Here is a 1278-nt window from a genome sequence, read left to right on the forward strand (position 1 = left end):
TGAGGGGCTGGGAAGTTCTCGGACAGTGAGATTTTGACTTCTCAGGCTGCTCGATTCCGCTCGAACCAGTCGGACTCTACTTCGTTGGGCGTCCGGTAGTCAATCCCGGAATGGATCCGAATCTGGTTGTACCGCAATTCGATATAGCTGGTGACGTCTTTCCGTGCGTGTTCCCGGGTCGGGTACTGGGTGCGGTTCACTCGCTCGTTCTTCAGGGTCCCGTTGAACGATTCTGCCCAAGCGTTGTCGTAGCATGTTCCCGTGCGGCCAACCGAACGCAGGACCCCGAATTCGGCGGTCACCGAAGCGAATTCAGCGGACAAATACTGGGCGCCGCGGTCGCTGTGGAAGATCGTCTCTCCCGGCATGAAGTCGAGATTCCTGGCGGCCATGCGCAAGGCGTCGGCCACGAGCTCGGTGCGCATGTGGTCTGCCATCGCATATCCGACCACCTTCTTCGAATAGCAGTCCAGCACGGTCGCCAGGTACAGCCATCCTTCCCACGTCTGGATATAGGTGATGTCGCCGACCAGTTTGCGGGCCGGCGCCTGGGCGGTGAAGTCGCGGCGCACCAGATCCGGCAGCTGCGCGGCATCGCCGGCGAGGGTGGTGACCGGCCGGAACGGGCGCGGCTGGCACGGCACCAGGTCCAGCTCACGCATGATCGTGCGGACGGTATCCGGGTCGGCGTGTGTGCCCCAGCGGGCCAGCTGGGCGTGTATCCGCCGGTAACCGTAGGTGCCGTCGGAGTGCTCGAAGCAGAACCGGATCTCGGCGGCCAGGATCTCGCGGCGCTGCGCGGTGGCCGAGGGTTCCCGGTTGCGCCAGGCGTAGAAACCCGACCTCGATACCTTCGCCCACCGGCACATGGACACGACGGAATGATTGCCTTCTTCGGAGGCGATGAACGCGTATTTCACGGTCACCGGTGCTTCTTCGCGAAGAAGGCCACCGATTTTCCCAGGAAACGGTTCTCTTCCTCCAGTTCCCGGACCCGCCGCTCGAGTTCCTTCAGCCGGGCGCGTTCGGAGATCGACAACTCCGAATCTGCGGCGTGCGCAGCCCGGAATTCCTTCACCCAGTTCCGGATCGTCTGACCGGTCACACCGCAGTCACGCGCGACATCTTCGATCGGACGCGACTTCTCCACCACTTCCCGCGCCGCTGTTTCCCGGAACTCCGGGCTGAACTGACGCGACTTCTTCTGTGCCACAACAACTCCGTTCAGTTACCCAAATTCTACTTTGGGCCACTGTCCGAAGAACTTCGGGCACCTCA

1 protein-coding gene is annotated in these 1278 nt (G+C 62.3%); it reads right to left on the reverse strand.

Going from position 1 to position 1278, the window contains the following annotated elements; genetic code table 11:
- Nucleotides 1–41: 41 nt before the first annotated feature.
- Nucleotides 42–1213, reverse strand: a protein-coding gene (locus ACFXK0_RS29065) for an IS3 family transposase (RefSeq protein ID WP_379414278.1) whose coding sequence is annotated in 2 segments (ribosomal slippage) — nucleotides 42–961 and nucleotides 961–1213 — 1173 coding nt in all. Because the reading frame shifts where the segments join, the coding sequence is not laid out codon by codon here.
- Nucleotides 1214–1278 lie beyond the last annotated feature (65 nt).

Origin of the sequence: Nocardia sp. NPDC059177 (assembly GCF_042755165.1) — a bacterium.
Lineage (GTDB): Bacteria > Actinomycetota > Actinomycetes > Mycobacteriales > Mycobacteriaceae > Nocardia.